This window comes from Mesorhizobium sp. M7A.F.Ca.CA.001.08.2.1 (genome assembly GCF_003998455.1).
Classification (GTDB): Bacteria; Pseudomonadota; Alphaproteobacteria; order Rhizobiales; family Rhizobiaceae; genus Mesorhizobium; species Mesorhizobium ciceri.
The window spans coordinates 1-5,541 of record NZ_RZPW01000412.1; the positions used below are offsets into that span (position 1 = coordinate 1).

A 5,541-nucleotide genomic window follows, 5' to 3' on the forward strand; every position below is an offset into this window, starting at 1 on the left:
ATCGGCGGGGATGCCGTAGCGCAAGCCGTGTGCTTCCCAGGAAATGGCGAAGGCGCCATCGGCTTCGGCTTCGGCGAAGGCAGCGTCGGCCAGCGTGTCGTGATCCTCGCTTGCGGCATCGCTCGGCCTGGTGATGACCCGGCGGACGAACTCCAGCCGCGTTTCGTCGGCAAAATGGTTGCGGGCGTAGCCGATCACCGTGTCCTTGCCGGCGCCGCTTGGGCCGACGACGGCCACGAAAACGCCATCGCGGATCGGAAACGTCTCGGCCGAAAGTTCCCGCTCGATCAGTGCCGACACCATCATGCCACCCGGCGTCCCTGCCGCCACACGGTGCGCACGACCGGAACATGGTCGTCGACGCGCACCCGCACCAGATCGGCGCGGCGGCCCTGCTCGATGACGCCGCGGTCGGTCAGGCCAACCGCATCGGCCGGGTTCTTCGACACCATGGCGACGGCCTGCGGCAGGGAAATGCCTTCGACGACATCGCCGAGGAAGAACGCCGACTGGATCAGGCTGAAGGGAATGTAGTCGGACGACAAGATGTCGAGCAGGCCGTCGCTGGCCAGCGTACGGGCCGAGACATTGCCCGAATGCGAGGCGCCGCGCATAACGTTTGGCGCGCCCATCAGCACACCCATCCCGGCCTCTTTCGAGGCCCTGGCGGCCTCTTCCGTGGTCGGGAATTCGGCGACCCGCACGCCCTGCTCGATCGCTTCGTCGACATGGCCCGATGTGGCGTCGTCGTGGCTGGCCAGCACGATGCCGCGCTCCTGGCAGGCGGCGGCGATCACCGCCCGGTTCGGCGCCGAATTGCGCGCCGATTCGGCCATCCGCTTTTCGCAGAACACCTTGAAGTCGCGATCGGTCAGCTTCAGCTTGCGCTGGTAATAGTAGGCATAGGTTTCGAGATTGACGAACTGGCGCTGGCCTGGCGCATGATCCATCAGCGATGCCAGCTTAACCCGCTCGTCGCCGTCGAAATTAGCGAAAGCCCTGAGGCAGTCCGGTGCCGAAACCTCGCAGCGCAGGTGGATGAAATGGTCGGCGCGCAGACGGTCCTGCTTCACACTGTCCTCGATCGCGTCGGCCAGCTTGCGGATGTCGGCCGATGTCAGGTCGGCGTCTTCGTCCATGCCGACGCGCAAGGCGTCCAGCACGGTGGTGATGCCGGCGGTTGCCACCTGCGCGTCATGGGCGAGCACGGCGGCGATCGGATTCCAGCGCACCTTGGGCCGCGGCGCGTAATGGCCTTCGAGATGGTCGGTGTGCAACTCGACCAGCCCGGGAATAATATAGTCGCCGCCCATATCCTCGCCGATGCGGCCAGAACCAGAGCTTGCGCCGGCTTCGATGCCGGCGATAAAGCCGTCGCGCAGCACCAGCGAACCTTCGACGATCTCGTCGGCAAGCACGATGCGGGCATTGTGGAGAACAGTCTCGGCGGTCATTTCAGGCAGTCCTTCAGGCGGTTTTTCTGGCCGGGCGGCGCCCGAGCGCGTGATGCGAGAGCACCATGAACGGCGCACCCGGTTCGGTTTCGACAAATAAGGTCAGCGCATCCACCAGCACCTTCTGTTGCAGCACTTCCGCGAACAGGCTGTCGATCGCTGCGCGCAAACGCGGGCTCTCCTGTGACCCCGCCCGGCCGGAGAGCGTCATGTGGAAGCGAAAGGTTTCGAAGACATAGGGGTAGCCCCATTGGCAGAGATTGCGGAACTCGGCCGGCTTCAGCGAATCCGGGCTGCGCCGCTCGATTTCCGCCTCGCTCAGCGGTGCGCGAAACCGGTCGAAGTCGCGCACCACGTCATCGGCGAACCGGTTGAGCGCAGGCACTGGCCCTTCCGGCACCAGTGCGAAGAAGCCGTCGATCTGGCTGACCACGAGACGGGGGATGGTCACCACCGGCGTCACCTCGGCAAAATGGTCGAGTGCGGCGCGCAGCGAGACTTCCGTCTCGTTGGCAGCCAGGCGGAACGGTGCTTTCAGCGTCGCATGGAAACCATAGCGGCGCGCCGAAGCGGTGTGGAAAGCGACTTCCGCCGCCGACAGGTCGGCCACCGCTTCGACCGGCCTCGTCGCGGCGCCAAACGGGTCGCGGCCCAGCCAGTCGGCGGCAATCCGCGCCAGTGGCTCGTCCTGCCGGGGAGTGAAATAGAGGGCGTAGCGCATGGAAAGTCCTTGTCAGCTTCGCTGCCATAGGCCATTTCCATGACGAATTGACGAAGCCTTGCTGGCTTTCAGGTAACAAAACGCTGCGGCGGGGTCATTAGCCGACGATTTTTTCGTGCTGGACCAGGGAGCGAGTGCTCACGCAGCGACCGATCAGGCCTTCATCAGCCATTCATGCTCGGGCGCATTGTGGAACTTCCACGTCCGCTTCGGTCCTGCCATGACGTTGAGATAATAGAGGTCGTAGCCATGGCAGGCGGCGCAGGGGTGATAACCCCTGGGTACCAGCACGACATCGCCATCCTCGATCGCCATTGCTTCGTCGAGCGCGCGATGACCGTTCTTGTCGGCGTCGGTGTAGACGCGCTGGAAGGCAAAGCCCTGCGGCGGGTTGAGGCGGTGATAGTAAGTTTCCTCGAGGTAGGATTCAGCGGGCAGATTGTCCTGGTCGTGCTTGTGCGGCGGATAGCTCGACGTATGCCCCCCGGGCGTGATGACCTCGACCACCAGCAGCGAATCGGCCGGCTTGCCCTCCGGCAATATGTTGGTGACATAGCGCGTGTTGGTGCCCTTGCCGCGCACCTCCTGGCCGAGATCGTCCGGTCCGATGACGCGAACCGGCAGGCCGCCGCCAAGACCCGGCGCCGAGCAGACCGCGAGTTCCAGTTCGGTGTCCGCGGTCACCGACCAGTCGGAGCCTTGCGGAATGTAGACCGACCACGGCTTGCCCTCGAAGGGCGACATGCGCTCGCCGAGCAGGCCGAGATCCTTGCCGCCGGCTGAAGCCTTGCCCTTGCCGGTGACGAACACCAGGCAGACTTCGCGATCCTCCGTCTTGCCGGAGGCGCTCTCGCCCGGATTCAGCCGATGCAGGTCGAAACCGACATAGGTCCAGCCGGCGCTTTTCGGCGTCACATGGGCGACGCGACCGTGGCCCTTGTCGGCTTTGACGAGCAGCTTCGACATTTTTGTCTCTCCTATCGCAAATCTTCGAGATCGGCCGAAGCCTCTCAACTTCGTCACCCTAGGGCCTAGCAGGAGCGAAGCTCCGTCGCGGAGACCCTAGGATGACGAAGTTAGAAGCACTGGAAGCTAACCGCCGACGCATGCGATCAGTCACTCCTTCGGCTCGGGCCCGACCGGAGGCCTCGCCTCGTCAGCAGGCTTGTAGAGATAAAAAAACTGCCAGACGGCGTAGCCGGCGAAGCCGAGCGCGATCATGCCCCAGAACGGCGTGCTGGTGGCGAACTCGATGATCGACCAGATGACGCAGACCGCGACGACGGCGACACGCCGCCACAAAGGCCGGAAGAAGGGGTGTTCGGAATCTTTCATCGGGCCAATCTACAGCAATCGGCCTCGCCGGGAACCCGTCGCACCAGCCATTGGGAGACTAGACATTTGGAAAGCCTTGCGTCTCGACCGTGTATCCGGCCGCCGTCATGACGCGCATCAATTCCTTGTAGCCCACTTGCGCCATCCTGAGCGGCGGGTTCTTCTTCGGGTCCTGCTCGGCCTCGACCACGAACCAGCCCTCATAGCCATGGTCGGCGAAGCGCTGCACGATGGCGCCGAAGTCCAGCGAACCGTCGCCCGGCACGGTGAAGGCGCCGAGCGCCACCGCGTCGAGGAAGGACTGCTTCGTGCGGTCGAGCTTTTCGATCACCCCCATGCGGACGTCCTTCACATGCACATGGCTGATCCGGGTATGATGGTTGTCGATGGCGCGCAGCACGTTACCGCCGGCGAATGCCAGATGGCCTGCATCGAGCAGCAGCGGAATGCCGGCTCCGGAATAGCGCATGAAGGCATCGAGTTCCGGCTCGGTCTCGACCACTGCCGCCATGTGGTGGTGGTAGGACAGCGGCATGCCTTGTTCGGCGCACCATTCGCCAAATTCGGTCAGGCGCTTCGCATAGGCTTTCATCTCGTCGTCCGACAGCTTCGGCTTGGTCGCCAGCGGCTTCGAGCGGTCGCCCTGGATCGAACGGCCAACCTCGCCATAGACGATGCAAGGCGCGTTCACCGCCTTGAACAGGTCGATCATCGGCTGGATGCGATCCTTGTTGTCGGCCATCTCCCCATCGACCAGCGTGCCCGAGAACCAGCCGCCGCACAGCGTGACGTCGGCGGCCTTCAGGATCGGCAGCATGATTTCGGGGTCATTGGGAAAACGCCGGCCCATCTCCATGCCGGTGAAGCCGGCCGAGCGCGACTGGCGCAGACATTCTTCCAGCGACACGTCATCGCTGAGCTCCGCAAGATCGTCGTTCCACCACGCAATGGGGGACATGCCCAGTTTGGCTTTCAAGTCGTCACTCCGGTCCTAAAACAGTTTCTTGCTCGTTGGCGCCGCCCCTCATCTGCCTGCCGGCATCTTCTCCCCGTGTAGAGACAGGGAGAAGGAGGAGCTTCGGCGCCTCTATCAATCGCCGATGGTCTGCATCTGCCGCTTTTCGTCATACGCCTTGCGCGCCGCGTTGACCTGCGGCCGCACTGACACTTCCGGCACCGCCACATCCCACCAGTGACCGCCGGCATCGGTGGAAACCAGCGGGTCGGTGTCGATGACGAGCACCGTGGTGCGCGTATTCTTCCTGGCTTGTGCCAGCGCGTTTTCCAGCCCGGCGATCGACGGCACTTTCTCGGCAATCGCCCCCATGCTCGCCGCATGCGCGGCGAAGTCGATGTCGGGCAGAACCTCGTGGCGCGAGTCCTTCAGCAGATTGTTGAAGTTGGCGCCGCCGGTCGCCATCTGCAGCCGGTTGATGCAGCCGTAACCGCGGTTGTCGAGCAGCACGATGGTCAGCTTGAGGCCGAGCATCACCGAGGTGGCGATCTCCGAATTCATCATCAGGTAGGAGCCGTCGCCGATCATGACGACGATCTCCTCGCCGGGCTTCGCCATCTTGGCGCCGAGCCCGCCGGCAATCTCATAGCCCATGGTCGAGAAGCCGTATTCGCCATGGTACGAGCCGGGCGCGCCCGCCTGCCAAAGCTTGTGCAATTCGCCCGGCAACCCGCCGGAGGCATTCAGCAGCGTCACACCGGAGCCCATGGCGCGCTGCACCGCGCCGATCACCTGCGCATCGGACGGATAGGCGGCATTGGTCGACGCCGTCACCTTGGCCGCCTCGACCGCCCAGGCCTTCTTGCCGGAGGACGCATTGTCGGTCCAGCTTGCCGGCGCCTTCCAGTCCTTCAGCGCAGCACCGAGTTCCGCCAGGCCCTCGGCCGCATCGGCCACCAGCGGCAGGGCGCGGTGCTTGCCGGCATCGAAGGGCTGCACGTTGAGTCCGATGATGGTCTTGCCCGAATTCTTGAACAGCGCCCACGAACCGGTGGTGAAATCCTGCAGGCGCGTGC

At 64.2% G+C, this 5,541-nt stretch carries 6 protein-coding genes and 1 pseudogene; all 7 read right to left on the reverse strand.

From position 1 onward, the window contains the following. A pseudogene (locus tag EN914_RS22255) lies at positions 1-306 on the reverse strand (phosphonate metabolism protein/1,5-bisphosphokinase (PRPP-forming) PhnN); the annotation flags it as partial. Continuing rightward, positions 303-1,454, reverse strand: coding sequence for an alpha-D-ribose 1-methylphosphonate 5-triphosphate diphosphatase (locus tag EN914_RS22260; RefSeq protein ID WP_024502020.1), 1,152 nt, complete (start codon positions 1,452-1,454; stop codon positions 303-305). The gene EN914_RS22260 and the pseudogene EN914_RS22255, both read right to left, overlap by 4 nt. A 13-nt stretch (positions 1,455-1,467) precedes the next feature. Beyond that, entirely contained in the window at positions 1,468-2,175 is a 708-nt protein-coding gene (locus EN914_RS22265; RefSeq protein ID WP_013528376.1) for a DUF1045 domain-containing protein, read from the reverse strand. 153 nt (positions 2,176-2,328) lie between these two features. Further along, positions 2,329-3,141 carry a 5-deoxy-glucuronate isomerase gene (gene iolB, locus EN914_RS22270; RefSeq protein ID WP_024502019.1) on the reverse strand — a complete coding sequence of 271 codons (813 nt, stop codon included), beginning with the start codon at positions 3,139-3,141 and terminating at the stop codon, positions 2,329-2,331. A gap of 150 nt (positions 3,142-3,291) precedes the next feature. Further along, on the reverse strand, positions 3,292-3,510 hold the full coding sequence (locus EN914_RS22275) for a hypothetical protein (protein ID WP_024502018.1): 219 nt from the start codon (positions 3,508-3,510) through the stop codon (positions 3,292-3,294). A 58-nt stretch (positions 3,511-3,568) separates the two neighbouring features. Then, on the reverse strand, positions 3,569-4,486 hold the full coding sequence (gene iolE, locus EN914_RS22280) for a myo-inosose-2 dehydratase (protein ID WP_024502017.1): 918 nt from the start codon (positions 4,484-4,486) through the stop codon (positions 3,569-3,571). Positions 4,487-4,600: 114 nt separating this feature from the next. Further along, the coding region (locus tag EN914_RS22285; RefSeq protein WP_164778845.1) for a thiamine pyrophosphate-dependent enzyme at positions 4,601-5,541 on the reverse strand (941 nt) is incomplete at its 5' end.

Excerpts from the sequence above, each read along its gene's own strand:
- EN914_RS22265 (WP_013528376.1), bottom strand. The coding sequence starts at position 2,175 with ATGCGCTACGCCCTCTATTTCACTCCCCGGCAGGACGAGCCACTGGCG.
- EN914_RS22275 (WP_024502018.1), bottom strand. The coding sequence starts at position 3,510 with ATGAAAGATTCCGAACACCCCTTCTTCCGGCCTTTGTGGCGGCGTGTC.
- EN914_RS22260 (WP_024502020.1), bottom strand. The coding sequence starts at position 1,454 with ATGACCGCCGAGACTGTTCTCCACAATGCCCGCATCGTGCTTGCCGAC.
- iolB (WP_024502019.1), bottom strand. The coding sequence starts at position 3,141 with ATGTCGAAGCTGCTCGTCAAAGCCGACAAGGGCCACGGTCGCGTCGCC.